Annotated in this window: 19 protein-coding genes; 12 read left to right on the forward strand and 7 right to left on the reverse strand. The window is 61.9% G+C overall.

Annotated features, from left to right (window positions below; translation table 11 throughout):
* Positions 1-24: 24 nt before the first annotated feature.
* Positions 25-657: an RlmE family RNA methyltransferase gene (locus HY556_00410; protein MBI4392246.1), complete on the reverse strand. Its 633-nt coding sequence runs from the start codon at positions 655-657 to the stop codon at positions 25-27.
* 134 nt (positions 658-791) lie between these two features.
* On the opposite strand from HY556_00410, the gene HY556_00415 reads away from it, so the two are divergent.
* The 5 genes from HY556_00415 (at position 792) to HY556_00435 (ending at position 4,336) form a co-directional block, all read left to right on the forward strand.
* Positions 792-1,262, forward strand: a complete 471-nt coding sequence (locus HY556_00415) for a hypothetical protein (protein ID MBI4392247.1) — start codon at positions 792-794, stop codon at positions 1,260-1,262.
* A complete protein-coding gene (locus tag HY556_00420; GenBank protein MBI4392248.1) occupies positions 1,243-1,590 on the forward strand; it encodes a hypothetical protein in 348 nt (115 codons plus the stop codon). Before HY556_00415 ends, HY556_00420 begins: the two co-directional genes overlap by 20 nt.
* Positions 1,591-1,758: 168 nt before the next feature.
* Positions 1,759-3,351 carry a lysine--tRNA ligase gene (lysS, locus tag HY556_00425; GenBank protein ID MBI4392249.1) on the forward strand — a complete coding sequence of 531 codons (1,593 nt, stop codon included), beginning with the start codon at positions 1,759-1,761 and terminating at the stop codon, positions 3,349-3,351.
* A 135-nt stretch (positions 3,352-3,486) separates the two neighbouring features.
* A complete protein-coding gene (locus HY556_00430; protein MBI4392250.1) occupies positions 3,487-3,909 on the forward strand; it encodes a roadblock/LC7 domain-containing protein in 423 nt (140 codons plus the stop codon).
* A gap of 10 nt (positions 3,910-3,919) precedes the next feature.
* A complete protein-coding gene (locus tag HY556_00435; GenBank protein ID MBI4392251.1) occupies positions 3,920-4,336 on the forward strand; it encodes a hypothetical protein in 417 nt (138 codons plus the stop codon).
* Positions 4,337-4,386: 50 nt separating this feature from the next.
* Here the strand turns inward: HY556_00435 and HY556_00440 are convergent, their stop codons facing one another.
* Together HY556_00440 and HY556_00445 are read right to left on the reverse strand one after the other, a co-directional pair.
* Complete coding sequence (locus HY556_00440; protein MBI4392252.1) at positions 4,387-5,343, reverse strand: electron transfer flavoprotein subunit alpha/FixB family protein; 957 nt, start codon at positions 5,341-5,343, stop codon at positions 4,387-4,389.
* Positions 5,340-6,134, reverse strand: a complete 795-nt coding sequence (locus HY556_00445) for an electron transfer flavoprotein subunit beta/FixA family protein (GenBank protein ID MBI4392253.1) — start codon at positions 6,132-6,134, stop codon at positions 5,340-5,342. The genes HY556_00440 and HY556_00445 overlap by 4 nt, the downstream gene beginning before the upstream one ends.
* Positions 6,135-6,645: 511 nt before the next feature.
* Between HY556_00445 and HY556_00450 the strand changes: the two genes are divergently transcribed.
* Positions 6,646-7,008, forward strand: coding sequence for a hypothetical protein (locus HY556_00450; GenBank protein MBI4392254.1), 363 nt, complete (start codon positions 6,646-6,648; stop codon positions 7,006-7,008).
* Positions 7,009-7,044: 36 nt separating this feature from the next.
* Here HY556_00450 and HY556_00455 read toward each other — a convergent pair whose 3' ends face one another.
* The 3 genes from HY556_00455 to HY556_00465 all read right to left on the reverse strand — a co-directional run bounded on the left by HY556_00455 (position 7,045) and on the right by HY556_00465 (position 9,338).
* Positions 7,045-7,434 carry a HEPN domain-containing protein gene (locus HY556_00455; GenBank protein MBI4392255.1) on the reverse strand — a complete coding sequence of 130 codons (390 nt, stop codon included), beginning with the start codon at positions 7,432-7,434 and terminating at the stop codon, positions 7,045-7,047.
* Positions 7,435-7,436: 2 nt separating this feature from the next.
* On the reverse strand, positions 7,437-7,967 hold the full coding sequence (locus tag HY556_00460; GenBank protein MBI4392256.1) for a nucleotidyltransferase domain-containing protein: 531 nt from the start codon (positions 7,965-7,967) through the stop codon (positions 7,437-7,439).
* 210 nt (positions 7,968-8,177) lie between these two features.
* Positions 8,178-9,338, reverse strand: a complete 1,161-nt coding sequence (locus HY556_00465; protein ID MBI4392257.1) for a type I restriction enzyme HsdR N-terminal domain-containing protein — start codon at positions 9,336-9,338, stop codon at positions 8,178-8,180.
* A 283-nt stretch (positions 9,339-9,621) separates the two neighbouring features.
* Between HY556_00465 and HY556_00470 the strand changes: the two genes are divergently transcribed.
* From HY556_00470 to HY556_00485, 4 genes are all read left to right on the forward strand, one after another.
* The gene (locus tag HY556_00470; protein ID MBI4392258.1) at positions 9,622-9,759 is read left to right on the forward strand and encodes a hypothetical protein; all 138 of its coding nucleotides are present in this window, start codon (positions 9,622-9,624) and stop codon (positions 9,757-9,759) included.
* A 99-nt stretch (positions 9,760-9,858) separates the two neighbouring features.
* The gene (locus HY556_00475) at positions 9,859-10,725 is read left to right on the forward strand and encodes a TIM barrel protein (protein MBI4392259.1); all 867 of its coding nucleotides are present in this window, start codon (positions 9,859-9,861) and stop codon (positions 10,723-10,725) included.
* A 103-nt stretch (positions 10,726-10,828) separates the two neighbouring features.
* Positions 10,829-11,383 carry an SIS domain-containing protein gene (locus HY556_00480; protein ID MBI4392260.1) on the forward strand — a complete coding sequence of 185 codons (555 nt, stop codon included), beginning with the start codon at positions 10,829-10,831 and terminating at the stop codon, positions 11,381-11,383.
* A 185-nt stretch (positions 11,384-11,568) separates the two neighbouring features.
* The gene (locus HY556_00485; protein ID MBI4392261.1) at positions 11,569-11,808 is read left to right on the forward strand and encodes a hypothetical protein; all 240 of its coding nucleotides are present in this window, start codon (positions 11,569-11,571) and stop codon (positions 11,806-11,808) included.
* Between the two features lie 51 nt (positions 11,809-11,859).
* Here HY556_00485 and HY556_00490 read toward each other — a convergent pair whose 3' ends face one another.
* Positions 11,860-13,137, reverse strand: coding sequence for a S8 family serine peptidase (locus HY556_00490; GenBank protein MBI4392262.1), 1,278 nt, complete (start codon positions 13,135-13,137; stop codon positions 11,860-11,862).
* An 11-nt stretch (positions 13,138-13,148) separates the two neighbouring features.
* Between HY556_00490 and HY556_00495 the strand changes: the two genes are divergently transcribed.
* Together HY556_00495 and HY556_00500 are read left to right on the forward strand one after the other, a co-directional pair.
* Positions 13,149-13,835, forward strand: a complete 687-nt coding sequence (locus HY556_00495) for a dihydrofolate reductase family protein (GenBank protein ID MBI4392263.1) — start codon at positions 13,149-13,151, stop codon at positions 13,833-13,835.
* A gap of 51 nt (positions 13,836-13,886) precedes the next feature.
* Positions 13,887-14,348, forward strand: coding sequence for a Mut7-C RNAse domain-containing protein (locus HY556_00500; GenBank protein ID MBI4392264.1), 462 nt, complete (start codon positions 13,887-13,889; stop codon positions 14,346-14,348).
* Positions 14,349-14,895: the final 547 nt, after the last annotated feature.

Genomic DNA, 14,895 nt, shown 5'->3' on the forward strand with positions numbered 1-14,895 from the left:
GGCCGAGCGCTCCACCCGGTCGTGTCATTCTTCGTTCTCCGGTTTGTCCTGCGGAGGAAGGCCGAACCGTTTCGCGATGACGTAGATCTCGCTCGACGATTCGCGCGTCGCCGGCGGCCGATGGGTCCTCACTTTGCTGAACTTCGCCTCGACCAATTTCACGTAATCCTGGAAGAGGTCGCCTTCGAAGACCTTGACGACCAACCGGCCACCAGGCCGCAGTAACCGTGTCGCGACGAGAAGCGCGGTCTCCGCAAGGTGCACCGATCGCGCGTGGTCGGTCTCGTAGTGGCCCGAGATGTTGGGACTCATGTCCGAAAGCACTACGTCCACGCTAGCGCCGGCGGCCTTCCTCACTTCTTCCTCGACCTCGGGTTTCGTGACATCGCCCCGGAGGAACACGCAGCCCTCCTCGGGGTCGATGCGTTGCAAGTCGACGCCTACGACGCGGCCGTCCGGAGCCACGAGTTCCTTTGCGACCTGGCTCCATCCGCCCGGGGCGGCCCCGAGGTCGACGACGCAAAAACCGGGCCTGAAGATCTCGAACCGCTCGTTGATCGCCAGGAGCTTGTAAGCGGCGCGGGAGCGGTAACCCTCGCGCTTCGCTTTGCGGTAGAAGGCGTCGTTACGCCTTTCCTTCACCCAGCGCCTGACCACGGGGGCGGGAGAGGGCCCCGCACGATAGAGTTTTTGCATCGGGGCCGCCGCTCGCGGGCGAGGCGTCGAGGCGAGGCGCTTCAAGACGTCTCGAGAACGGTCAAACTTATCCGCCCCATCGACCTTCATCGAGCGTGAAGGCGAGAGCGCTCCTGCCGCTGATACTCGTTTTCGGCGGTTGTCTCAGTGTGGGCGCTCCCTCTTCCGGTTCTCCGTTGCAGCATCCGAAGCTCCTCCTGGCGGACGGCTACGACGGCCGCGTTGAAGTCTACGTGCACTCGGCTTTCGGAGAATTGAGGTATGACTGGTTGAACTTGAGCCTCGACAACGCGACGTCCATCGCGTTGAATGACACTTATGCGCTCAACAACAAGACGGGAAACTCTTCCTTCCACCTACGGATCGATGCCCTGCGCGCCGAGAACCGGTTCTACTATGAACTCGACTTCGCCTTGAACGCGTCCGGCGAGTCCGCCCGCATCACCCCTTACAAGGCCGGGGTCGCCTTGGTCCGTGAAGCGCGCGAGACCGCGTTGCCGTTCGAAAAGCTATTAGAGCGTGTGGATATTAACGGCCAGAAGGACGATGGCGCAACTTCCCCGTAGCTACGTGACGGCGCTGGCGCTTGTCGCCCTCGTCATCCTCTTCGTCGTTTTGGCCGCCTTCGGCATCATCCCGCTTGAAAGCCTGTTCCTGTTCCTCCTCGGGAACGTGTTCCTGCTCGTCACGATAATCGTCCTCGCTTTCCTCGGCGGGATGTTGATCGGCCTTTTCGTCGCTCATCGGATACTCCAGGGACGGGGCTTCACGCCGTTCGAACGGTCGATGATCGAGGCGCATCGCGACATCAAGGACCTCATCGCGCGCGTGGAAGAAGCCGAAGGTGAGATCAAGGTGAGGCTCGGGGCGCTTGAGAAGAAGATCGGGCCCTGAAAGCACCTCCGAGACATTCCGACTCTCAAACGGCCCATCCTTTCGCGAGCGGGCGCGCCTTCCCGGGCGCAAGGTCGTCCGCGGGCCTCGCGCCGTCGCCCGTTTCGATCGACCATGGTGGGGGCGCGTCAGAGGTATTTTTTACTCCCTCCACATTAACACGCGCGAATGCACTGGGCCGACGTCCTCGCTTCCGAACTCGTTGCCAAGAAACCCGTTGAAAAACAGGTCTTCGCCACAGCGATTACTCCATCCGGCCCGATCCACGTAGGCAACATGCGCGAGGTCCTCACGACCGAGGCGGTGTTCCGGGCCACCAAAGACCTTGGCGTCGCCTCGGAACTCATCTACATCGGTGACACGTTCGATCCACTGCGCAAAGTCTACCCGTTCCTGGACGCCGCGACCTATGCGCCTCACGTCGGTAAACCCCTTTCCGACATCCCCTGCCCTTGCGCCGGTCACGCGTCCTACGCCGAGCATTTCCTGCAGCCTTTCCTTGGGGCGCTTCATGAACTCGGCGTGGACCCGCGAGTACTCCTTGCCCATGAGATGTACCGTTCCGGGATGTACGTGGAGGCGACGAAGGTGGCGCTCGAGCGCACCTCGGAGATCAGGGAGATAATCGAGCGCGTGAGCAAGCGGGCCCTGCCCCGCAACTGGATCCCCTTCAATGTCCTCTGCCCATCGTGCGGACGCTTCAGCGGCGTCGTCCCGACGCTCTACGAATACCCGTTCATCGATTTCTCGTGCACGCTTCCCGCGAAGGGCGAGACCCCGGCGGGCTGCGGTCACGTCGGACGCTACGACATAACGAGGCCGGGAGGCGGAAAACTCCCTTGGCGCGTCGATTGGCCGGCACGCTGGGGGTTCCTAGGCGTCACATTTGAGGCCTTCGGCAAGGACCACGCCGCCGCGGGAAGCTCGTGGGACACTGGCACCGAGATCGCAAAGCGCGTCTACGATTACGAACCTCCCCACCATACGGTCTACGAGTTCGTCCTCATCAAGGGACAGGGTGCCATGCACTCATCGACCGGGACGGCCGTGGCTGCCACCGACATGCTCGCCATGACGCCGCCAGCGGTCTTGCGGTTCCTGATGCTACGATACCAGCCGGAGCGGCACATCGACTTCGACACGGGGCTTGGCATCCTGCAACTCGTCGACGATTACGACAAGTGGGAGGACGCGGCCTTCACGGGGACTAGCGCGCCCGAACTCCAGGAGGCGAAGCGAACCTACGAACTCGCGCAACCACGGGAGATCCCACGCATCCGGCCCCAGCAAGTCGCGTACCGACACCTCGTCACGGTCGTGCAGGTCGCAGGAGGCATCGAACAGGTCGAGGCGGTGCTCGGGCGGACCGGGTACATCTCGAAGCTATCAGACGCCGATCGCGAGGCTCTTCGCGAGCGAGTCCGGCACGTGAAGCATTGGATCGAACGGTTCGCGCCGGAGGACGTGCGGTTCTCCCTCCAGGCAACACTCACCGATGAAATGGCGGCGGCGATCACGCCGAGCGAGCGGAACACCCTTCAGGCCGTCGTCGCGGCCCTTGGATCCGTCGCTTGGTCGCCCGAGGCGATACACAATGCGATACACGAGGCGGGCGCTAGACTCGGGCTCAAAGGCGGCGAGGCGTTCAAGCCCGTATACAAGGCGCTTCTTGCGAAGGAGCGGGGCCCGCGCGCAGGCTTCTTCCTCGCGAGTCTCGACCGCGATTTCGTGATCACGCGGCTCGCGGAAGCGTCGAAGTGAAACGCCGCTAGATTCCGGCCGCGCACGAGAGACGGCGCGGGATCCATGTCACGCGGTGCCCTCTGCACAACTCCGCTTTGTGACGCGCGCCTTCATAAAAGGCTTAATACGCCAATGTATACCCGGGCGCAACGTATGCCAGAAGCCGTCGCAGGCGAGGGAAGACCGCTGTCTCCGAGCGAAGAGCTTGAGGAGGAGCTGGCGAAGATACTCGCGGACCTCCAATCGGCGGTCCCGGGGATACTAGGGACGATTCTCAACACGGACGAGGGCCACGTGGTCGCAGCGAACCTCAAGGGCGGGGCGGAGACGGGGCCGGCCGCCATCGTCGGTAGCCTTGTTGCAAAAGCCTCGGAGCGTTGCGTCGCGCTCATGGACTTCGGCACTCCGATGAACACGGTGATAACCACGGACAGCGGGTCCATCTGCGTTTTCGCGGTCGACGACGTGACGACGCTCACGGTCCTCCTGCAGCCTCACACGAACAGCATCCTCGTGCTCGTCGAGGCCCGGAAAGCGGTCGAGAGGATCAGGAAGGCGATCACTCCTGGCGTTTGAGATAACGACGATGCAAGATGCCGTGGCCCTCTTCAACGGCGTCGCGGCCGTGTTCATCCTCCTCGTGGGGCTTCGCCTGGCGCAAGTGCTCTCGAACAACCCGGTATCGGAAGTGATCGAGGAGGTCATGTACATCCGCGTCCGGGAACTGGCGCTATCGGCTTCCCTTTTCCTCACGGTCCTCACGATGGAACTCGTGGAGTACCTGCCGCCACTCGTCGCTGCGATCGGCGTCGCCGATATCGGGACATTCCAGGGGATGGCGCTCTACCTCAACGGCATCCAGGCGATCTTCCTCTTGATCGCCACGATACTCGCCTTCACCATACTCTCGGGCTATTCAAGACGTCACCAGGAGGATCGCTCGCGCGGCCTCCTTGTAGACCTTGCGGCGAGGAAGCGACGCCCGAAGCGGCGGCTCGAGTAGGCGAAAACGACGAAGAGCGCCTCTGATGCGCGGGGTCTCCAGCGCCTCGACTAACGCTTGAGTTCCCGCTTGCAAAACTCGGTGAGTAACGGCAGCGCCTTGTAAAGGTCGGCCACGAGCCCGTAGTCGCACTCCTTGAAAAACGGCGCGTCCTTGTTGCTGTTGATGACGACGATGGTCTTCGCGGAACGTATCCCGGAGAGGTGCTGTATCTGGCCTGATATCCCTGCTGCGATGTAGAGTCGAGGCTTCACCTCTTTTCCGGAGAGCCCGATCCACTTGTCGTCGGCTATCCATTTCAGGTCGGCCCCGATCGGGCGCGACCCGCCGACCTCCGCACCGATGACTTTGGCCAGGTCGTATAACATCTGGAAGTCTTCCTTCTTCTTGAAGCCGCGACCGCCGCAGACGATTGTTTGCGCGGCGGAGATGTCGACACCCGCAGTGGAGCGTTTCTTGACTTCGACGAGCCTTGTCCGGCTTGGCTTGACAGCTACCTTGACCTCTGCGACCTCCCCCTTCCGTGAGGCATCCGCGGGGAGCGGTTCGAAAGAATGGGGGTGGATGGTGACGATCGTGAGCCCGGGCGTTGACGGCGCCACGGTCTCGACCGAATTGCCGGAGAGGACGAGCCGCTCGAAGGACGGGCCGTCCCCATGGATCCGGATGACGTCGTTGATGCAAGCGGCCTTGAGGCGCTCGGCAAGACGAGGCCCGGTCTCCCTGCCGAACTTGTTCCCGGCCATGACCACGTAGGAAGGCGCGCGTTCGCCGATGAGTCTGTGAAGGACCTCCGTGAAACCTTCCACGGAACGTGCGTCTAGCCCCGCGTCCGTGACGGCGACGACCGCATCGGCGCCATGCGAAATGAATCCGGAAACATCACCCGCCGCCTTCCCGAGGTCAGCATAGATCACTTGAGCCGCGGGACCCCCAAGAGCCCGTGCCGCCGCTATGGCCTCGAGCCCGCCGCGCGTTGAATTGCCGCAAGCAAGGATCACCGTCACTTCAACGCACCTTCCTTCACGAGACGGCGGCCAAGCTCCTCTACTTGTTTTTCTAGGTTGTCCCCTTGGATGAGTTCGGCCTTCCGTTCGCTCTTCGGGGCCCTGTTGGATATCTGCTTCACGCGCGCCATCCCCTTCCCGACGTCGGCAGCCGCCACACCAAGCTCGCTTGCGTTCCAGACCTTCATCGGTTTCTTGCCGGCTTGCAGGATCGCCATCAGCGAGGGGAGACGCGGTTGGTTGATTTCCTGGGTCACACTCGCAAAAGCCGGGAGGTCCGCCTCAAGCACTTCGACCCCTTCGTCGCCTTCGCGCTCGATCACGGCCTTTCCGCCGTCGACCTTTAGCGCCGTCGCGTATGAGAGTTGTGGGAGGTCCAATCGTTCCGCGAGGCGCGGCGTGACCTGGCCCCCTAGAGTGTCGATCGCGAATTCGCCGCCGATTATGAGGTCGAACGCCCCGGCCTTGCGGATCGCCTTCTCGAGGATCAACGCCTTCGAGGCGCTATCGGACCCGTCAAACGCCGGATCACGGCAGATGATGGCGTCGTCGCAGCCCATCGCGAGCACTTCCTTGATCGCCTCCTCGGCCTTCGCCCCGCCGACCGTGAGCGCCGTGATGGTCGAGCCCAGGTTCTTCTCCTTGACGCGTATCGCGGCTTCGGCCGCGTTCTTGTCCATGTCCGAGACCTTGAAAGGAACGCCGGAAAGTTGCGGTTCGCCCGTCTTCGAGTCGATCTTCACGACATCGACGTCGATTGCCTGCTTCACGAGGACGATTATCTTGACCATGGGCGGTCAAGCGGGTATCGGGAGGAGCGATATAAAATCAATAGTCGATTCTACGAGCATGCGATCCGCATCATCGACAACGGTGACGGAAGCCCCGGGGCAGCCGAGTGTGGTGGAAGCCGCCGGTGTGTAGCGTACGGGTCGGGCGTCCACGACGCGCTGGCCCGGGGTCAAACTTTTCGCAAGATCCTGTACCCCTGTCCCCCGCCACTAACAGTTCGTTTCATCTGAGGGCTTTCGCCCTCTCGATTTCCTGACCCGTGGCGGGGCGACTGTCGGGGCGTATCGGGGACGGCGTTGTCCCGGCATCAAAGTATAGCTCCTGGGGAGCCGCTCCGCCGGGGGCCCATTGCCGGACCCTTTCGCCCCCGCAACCGCACTCCCATCACGTGTATCCGGGGTGTGTGATTGTGCGAGGGCTGTATTCCACTACGCGTCAAGGGTAATAATGTTCGCCATGACCGTGAGTCGTTTCATCGCGATTTGCGTCGTTCAGACGGCGAAGACCCAAATGACCGCCGTAAGGTCCGAGACGCGCGAAATCGGGCTAGGCGCACCATCCGCGGGAACCGGCAACGGCATCGCGGACGCTGGCGTCTCCCGCTCGACTACCGGGCTCAAGGCGAGTATTGCGGCCTCCGCCATCACGGGCAGGCCTTGGTCGGTGGACGAGAACGACAGTTACCCTCTTGTCGGGTCGATTGAAAGGCCCGGAATCCTCGCGACCATCGACGCGAAGAACTGGCGCGACCTTGTGGACCCCAAGAGCGGCGAGACGGTGAAGGTGAAGATCAAGCGGGGGGACAAGGTGAAGGTGACGCTGGCCGAGAGGGATTACTTGGAGGGGCGGATGGTCGCGAAGTTATTGGAATGACGGCGGAGTCGCCCTTTTTGGAGCAGGTGCCCTCGCTCACGGACCACCTACGCGCCGCGTCGCCCATCGAAGGACGCGCTCGGCCTCCTTTACAATGATCTCCGTCTCATCCGGCGAGACGTGACGATCCTCATACTCGACGACGTTCTTCATCGCGAGGACGTTCTTCGCCTGCGATGCTTTTTCCCTGACGTCGGGGAGTGACACCTTCGAGACGAGGGCCAGAACGTCTGCATGATCTGGGCCGCGGGACCGTTCGCCCAGATACGCGACCGTTACCGCGTCGAGGGCGGAAATGACACAATGAACGGCCGCGAGTGCCGCGCCGTCGCTGTTACCGGTCGAGTACGCGTCGCTCATCATGCGATGGAAGTGGGTCGCCTTCGCAAGATAGACGGCGGCACGCGTTTTCGGGAGCCTTTCCACTCTCATGGTGTCCGGTCAAGGAGCACCTTCCCCTCTGCTTCTATGTTCTTCATGAGGGGCAGCCGATTCTTTCGGCGTGCCTCCTCGACGGAATAGACGACGCCCGCAAGTCGGTTCCCGAACCTCGACGCGACCTTCGTTTGAGCTGCGTCAAGCCGGAAAGCGAGCGCGGACTTCGCCGCTTCGTCGGCGACGATCGCAAGAAGGTCGATGTCGCTTTCCGGCGATTCCTCCCCCCGCGCGACGGATCCGAAGAGGACAAGCCGCACGAGTCCCGGAGACGACTGGAGTTCGTCCTGGAGTAGTCGCGCGAGTTCCTCTCTTGCCCGCCTCTCGGCCGTGAAGAGTGCTGAAAGAGGGGCCGTCAGGTAGTGGTCGCTCTCCCATCGCCACAGGTGGGCTTTGCCCGCCACACGGGTGAAGAGCGCACCGTGGCGCAGGAGCCGGTTCAACTCCTTGATCGCCATCGGCACGGAACAGCCCGACGCGAGGGCGAGCTCCCGACCGGTGAATTCCTTTCCAGGAAAGGCCACGAGGGTCCGGAGAAGCCGAACCGACGTCGTGTTATGGAGAACAGGCTCCAGACCGCCATGGAAGCGAATGTTAGCACCAGATAACATGTATTAGCTGGTGATAACATAGAGGTTTCGGTGGGGGGCCACGTTCTTAGGGGCGTGCCCCACACTCGGACAGCGTTCCGAAAGGGGCCCCCGGCGGTCCGCGCCCAGAACGGCCGATGTTCCTTACGTTCGCAAAGTGCCTACGCTCTCTGCCACTCGGAGGCGACCGAGGGTCGTGTAAATGAGCCCTTGCACATGGGGTTCTCCTTGCTGAAGCGGTATCGGATCCTCAAGCTCCCAGAGAGTGTCATTCGAGAACTCTACGGCCGTTTTCCAGTCCTTCGGCTCGCTCACTTCGTCGGAGAGCTCCGGAAACTTGACCCGTGTCGTACGGAACCACTCGGGAGCGGGCACTACGCGTTCCACGGGCGCAACAAATCTTATGCACTGACGGGGCTTCGTGATGTAGAAGGCGCAAAACGCCGGGTTTCTTTTCATCGGGACCTGATACCATGCACGATACTTTTCCAGAAATGGAATGCCATCAGGCGTTGCCTGCACTACCGCGACTAGGGCCTCAGCGTCTCCAACCAGGCGCTCCCGACGAATTCGGCCCACGGCCGAGGTCCCTAGGGGGGATTCAAGCCGAGTTGGTTCAACCGACTTCATGACTAGGCGAGGTGTGGCCCCCTCTAATTGAAGGCGTACCTGATCGAGCAAACGCTCGACTTCCGCGCGTATTCGTGATTCCTCGACGCCGACGTCAGCCAACGTGGCAACGATTCGCCGGCTTCGTTCCTCACGCACCTCCTCGAAGAGTGCCAAAGCAATCCTTCGTTGCCCAATCTCGTCAGCGAGGTCGGCCAATCGGTTTTTCCGGAGCCCTTCGGGCGACAGGGCCTCCAGGTAAGACTCGAACTCGGACGCCTTGTGGAGAGCGAATCTTATTACGATCGCGTCCGTGGCGTTCTTTGCCGCAGCCTCCGTATCAAGAACGATGAAGTCGGACCCGTTGCAAACCATGCACCACCGGACCCTCTCGTTTCGGCCGTAAGACATCGTTTGCTTCAATTCCCTTTCGCCGATTTCTGTTCCTAGTGCCTTGGCTTCGAGGAATGCCGCAGGATTTCCATCGACCTTGAGGCAATAATCAGCCGGGTGGTTGCCGGATGCCATCTGGACAGGGTATTCCACTTCGATTTCGTCGGGCGAAAAATTCCATCCAATCGCCCGAAGGAATGGATCGATAATTCTCGCCCGCGTGTTGGCTTCCGACAACTTCCGGCCAGAGGCCACGATCGAAGATTGCGAACGAAGGACGGCTTGTAGCTCGGACTCGGTCATGGTTTCGCATGTGGCGAGGCCATGTCAAACCTGATGACGCGGCTACCTTCATATGACTCGCCGCACTACATCCTCCTTGACCAGTCATGAGCCGCCGCCCCCACACCATTGCCGAAAGAATACTCGCCCCCAAATCAGGCGCGACCGAAGTGTCTCCCGGCGAGATTGTCGAGGCCAAGGTCGACGTCGCAATGGCCCAGGAGGCGCCTGCGACGGCGGAATTCAACAAAGATCCAGCTACGTCTCATGCTTTCTTAACACCCGCTCCGAACTCGTCGTCCCGATGATGGACGACAGCACCTGCATCGGCGAGGTCGACATCGACAGCGACAAAGTGGGCGCCTTCATGCCGCGGGACGAGCGTTTCGTCGGAAAGGTCGCGGGCATGCTCGCCAGCACGGCGCGTCGGCTGAGAAAGTAGGTTCCGAGCGAAGCCTTGACGGGATGTCCTTTCCGTTCCGCCGCTCCAGATGGACGCGGGTGAGCGGTTAAATACCACGAGCGATTACACGTCTTTCGAATGATTTTCATTGGTCCTGCCGGCGTTCCGCTTTCCTGCAAAGGCCGCACCGTGATGGAGGGGATCCAGCATGTGCAGGAGCTCGGCCTCAACGCGATGGAAGTGGAGTTCGTCCGTGGCATCAGGATGGACGAGGCCTATGCGACGGAAGCGGGGAGACTCGCCCGCGACCTCGGTGTGCGGCTCTCCGTGCATAGCCCTTACTACACGAACCTCGCCTCCGATGACGAGAAGACGATCCAGAAGTCCATCGACAAGATCACTCTCTCCGGCAAGATGGCCGACCTCATGGGGGCGGATGTCGTCGTCTGCCACCCCGGCTTCTACACGACCCTCGGGAAGAGGGAATCGGTCAAGAAGGCCATCAAGACGACCGAGACCATAATGCAGTACTTCGAGGAAGGGAAGTTCCAAGTGAAGCTCGGCCTCGAGATAATGGGCAAGCAGCAGACCTTCGGTGACATCCAAGAGGTCAAGGAGGTGTGCGAGGCTGTACCGGGGACGACGCCGGTCATCGATTTCTCGCACGTGCACGCGAGGTCGAACGGTGGACTCAAGACTAGGGATGAGTTCCAACGCGTCTTCAACGCCTTCGAGTCGCTCAACGTGAAGCACTGGTACTCGTACGTCACGGGCGTCAAGTACGTGAACGGCAGTGAACTCTACCACGTCCCCATCAAGAAGGGCGACATGGACGTGGACAACCTTGTCGAAGTCGTCCTCGACAACGCGTACGACATCACGATAATCTCCAACAGTCCGATCGTCGAGCATGACGCGATGTTCGTGAAGATCCATTTCGAACGCGCGCTCGAAAAGCGCGGCTTCGCGGGAGGCCGCGGTGCGCGCCCGATCGTGGAGGGGTAGGACGCTCAAGAAGCCGCGACGGGCGCAAGGCGCTGGAAAAGCCGGGAAGTCCGGCTCGCCCAAAGCCCCCGGGCGGCGGCGTAACACCGCCGCGGCGAGAAATATGGGCGAACGCATACACCGGGCCGCGAGCCGTTTCATCGCGGAGCAGGCACTCGATGCGATCGAAGGTGTGCCCTCGGGCCGTAGCGAGGAGTTCCTGAGCATCCTCGAGGCCGCCAAGGAGGTCTTCATTTTCGGGCGCGGTCGAAGCGGTCTCGTCGGGCGGGCGCTTGCCGTCCGCCTGTCCCACCTTGGGATAGCCTCCTACGTAGTCGGGGAGACGATCACGCCGCCAGTACAGCGCGGCGACGTCGTCATTCTTCTCTCGGGCTCGGGGGAGACGTTCTCCGTCCTCGTCACAGCGCGCGTCGCGAAGGACCTTGGAGCGAAGATAGTCGCGATCACGGAGAACGCGTCGTCCTCGATCGGCGACTTGGGCGATCTCGTGATCGAGATACCGCATGAGCGTGGCGGTCGCAGCCGCGAGTTCGCACCGCTCGGCACGTTGTTCGAGGCTTCGGCCTCGCTTTACCTCGACGGGATCGTCGCAGAATTGATGCGTCGAGTCGGTGAGACCGAGGACTCGATGCGCACGCGCCACGCGACATTGGAATAGCCGGCCGCGTACTTTTCGATCCGTGGTTCTCCCGTTTCACCACATGGCGCGGTCGCACGTCGCGCTGTTGCCTCGACCACGTGCCAAACATATATCAAGAGGGATGCCACATAGGGGAGCCATTGGCACAACGGCGCACGTTCAATAAGTTCAAGAAACCGAATCCCCCGTCTCCAAGAAAAAGGATGCTTGATGTGCGCCGGCGCGACCATTTCTCGTACGACATGAGGCAAGTTCTTGTCGGCTCGACCTTGCCGGTCGAGCAACAGGCGTCGTTCCTCGCGACTCTCTTTGCGCGCGGCAGCCTCGGGTCGAGCGACGATGCGAAGGAGTACGCGCAGCAGAAATTCGAGGAGAAGCTGTACGGGAACAAGACGCGCGACGACATCTTCCGCCTCATCGACCATTACTCGAAGTGGCGATAAGGCACGATTCGCCGCGGCCGTGACCGGTCTTCTTTCTAAGACGCGTTTCCCCTATTCCGGAGGAAAGCCGTCCTTTCCCTCGCCCGATCGCTCGAACCCGGCGAGCTCGGCGGAATCGCCCTCGGGTCTTTGGCGTTTGACGCGCCGGTACAGTCCGACGAGCCCATAGATCGGGAGAGCGACGACGAGAAGGCCCACCGCCGTCGAAACGAGGTCCACCTTTCCCGTCCCGGCGTCTATTGCCGAAAGCGTCCGGTAGGCGTTGACGAGCCCCGCCCCGTCTTTCGCATTTGCCCCCGGGATCGGGTCCGCGCTCCGGCGTAGGACGTCTTGCACGTGCGCGACCTTCGTTTCCATGCCGCCCTCGACGTTTCGCTCCCGTAACGCCGGCTGCGCCTCCATCATGAGGGCGACGACCCCGCTCACAATGGGCGCGGCCATCGACGTGCCGGCCATCCCGACGTACCCGTCGTCACGGAAATCGTTCGTGTCAAGGTCGCGAGGCACTGCGCTGATGAGTACTCCAGGCGCCACGAGGTCAAGCCGCGACCCGAAACTCGAGAACTCGGTGACGCCGCCGTCGCGATCCACCGCGCCGACGCTGATGACGAGGTCGATGTCGCCGGGTTGTGACACCTCGCCCTTGCCGTCGTTGCCGCTAGAGACGACGACGATGACGCCTTTGGCGATGGCGTCCTCGACGGCGCGTCTTGTCTGCGTGCCGACCGTCGCTCCGAGGACTCCGCGGCCGGTGGGGCGTTCCTGGTCCTCCACGCCGATCGAGAGGTTGATGATGTCCGCGCCGATCGTGAAATCACCGTTCGGCGCCACCGCCCACCGGATCGCACGCGCGACCACGTCATCAGTCCCGACCCCCGCATGATCCATTGCCTTGGCGACGAGGAGACGCGCGTCTGGGGCGATCCCGCGCTCGCCCGTCATCCAATAGTAGCTCACCGGATTGAGTTGAAGGTGGCCGCGCCCGACCATCGCCCCGGCGATGTGTGTGCCGTGCCCGTTGTCGTCGTAGGCTTTCTCCGAGAAACGCCCGTCCTTGTCCCCCACGAAATCCCGAAAAAGGACGACGCTCCCTTCGAGGTCCGGGTGGCTTGCGTCTACACCCGTGTCTATGATGGCGATGCGGACGCCTTCGCCGCTCGGTCTTTTGAGCCAAGGCTCGCGTAAGGTCAGCCACATGCGATCCACGCTTATCTGATGCTTCACCCCCCAGAGCGACTCGGCCGCGTAGATGCGTTCGGTCGCGACCTGCGCCAGGGAGGGAGCTGCAAGGATGAGAATGGCGATGAGGGGGCCGAGCGGGAAACGCATTACGGCCGGTAATGGCCCTCCGTATTAAAGTCGCGAGCGTATCCCTTATCGTGACCCGTGACCCTTCCCGGCGCGTGAGAGTCGTCGTCAACTGCGCGATGTCGGCGGACGGGAAGATCGCCCTCAAGGGAGGCGGCCGATTGCGATTGTCCGGCCCCGAGGACAAGGCGCGAGTGGAGCGCCTTCGCCGGGATAGTGATTGCATCCTCGTCGGCATCAACACGGTGCTGGCGGACGATCCATCGCTCCTCGTAGAAACTGGCCTTCCCCCCGGTCGAGAGACGCCGCTACGGGCCATCTTGGACACGCGGCTTCGCACGCCGCGCGATGCGCGTCTACTCAAAGGCGGCCGCACGATCATCTTCACCGGCCGCGCCGGCGAGAGGCTCGAAGGCGCGGAGGTCGTCGCTCTTCCGACCCCCATCGCGCCCATCGCGGTCGTGGCCGAACTGGAAAAAAGGGGTGCTCGTGTGCTCCTCGTCGAGGGCGGCGGCGAAGTAATCGCCTCCTTCCTTGCATCGGGCCTTGTCGACGAGTTCCACACGTACGTCGCTCCCTTGATCGTCGGGGGGCGCGGCGCCCCAACCCCTGCCGGAGGAGTGGGGGCGAATAGCCTCGAAACCATGTGGAAGCTCGAACTCGTTTCCGCCACGCGATTGGGAGAAGGCGCGCTTCTCTCGTACCGAGCGCGAAAGTGACATCACCCCGGTCTCCCGTCTCTCATGGGTCTTGACGGCGGTGCTTGTGGCTTGAGGATATTGTGCGACGAGATGCTTGGAAGCCTTGCCCGCTGGCTCCGGGTCCTCGGCTACGACACGCAGTACGCCCGGGACATGGCCGACATCGAGATCATCGAGAGAGCAGCCAAGGAGGACCGTGTCGTCGTGACGCGAGACCGACAATTGGCGGTCCGCCTCGCGGCGCGGGCGATATTCATCACGAGCGTCGACCTCGACTCGCAGTTGGACGAGTTCCTTGATGTGGCGCCTGAAAACCCCGATCCTTCCCTTTTCCTTTCACGATGCCCGGCCTGTAACGAGGTCTTGGCGAACGGGCGACCGAAGGAGGGGGACGTGCCGGCAGATGTGTTCGTCTCGGGACAGGCCACATTGTTTTGTGCCGGCTGTAAGAAATACTATTGGGAGGGATCGCACACGAGGAACATGCGCGCCTTCCTTGCGCGTCACATACACTCCGACGGACCAGAATGAACCCGTCCCGAAGGACCGAGGCCGAAGGATGAACGCGGGGAAAAGGTTGCAGCGTGCTTGTTCCGGCCGATGCATGGACTAGGCGGGACCGTTTCAAAAAACGTACCCTGCTCGTCCGAGGTAACCGGGGTGCGTCAGGGGAATCGTTCGAAATGTCATGGACTCGCGGGCCTTTGCCCGCCCACCTTCGCGAGCGGCCTCCCGGGGAATGGAACTCCTGCTAAGTCCAAGGGAAACACGGTCAACGAAATCCGTATTACGCCCTGAAACGCTAGAATTTGTGAAAAGGAAGCCCGCGGATGGATGTAGGGGGTTTGGGGAGGCTGAGAAAATTCTTTCTCGACCACCCGCGGGTCCAAGACCGCCAACAGGCATATTCTATTTAATGTTTGTGTCACGTTCATGGGAGACTGTCAAGTTAACCCCATCTTCATGTTGTGAAATCCCCCGAACGCTTCGCCCCACCGGAGCAGACTCGCCACAGTCGAGCGGTGGGGGAAGTATTCCAGGAATACGCGGTACCGGCGATCCATCGGGCTGAAGTACC

Source organism: Euryarchaeota archaeon (assembly GCA_016207515.1).
In the GTDB taxonomy this organism is placed as follows: Archaea; Thermoplasmatota; SW-10-69-26; order JACQPN01; family JACQPN01; genus JACQPN01.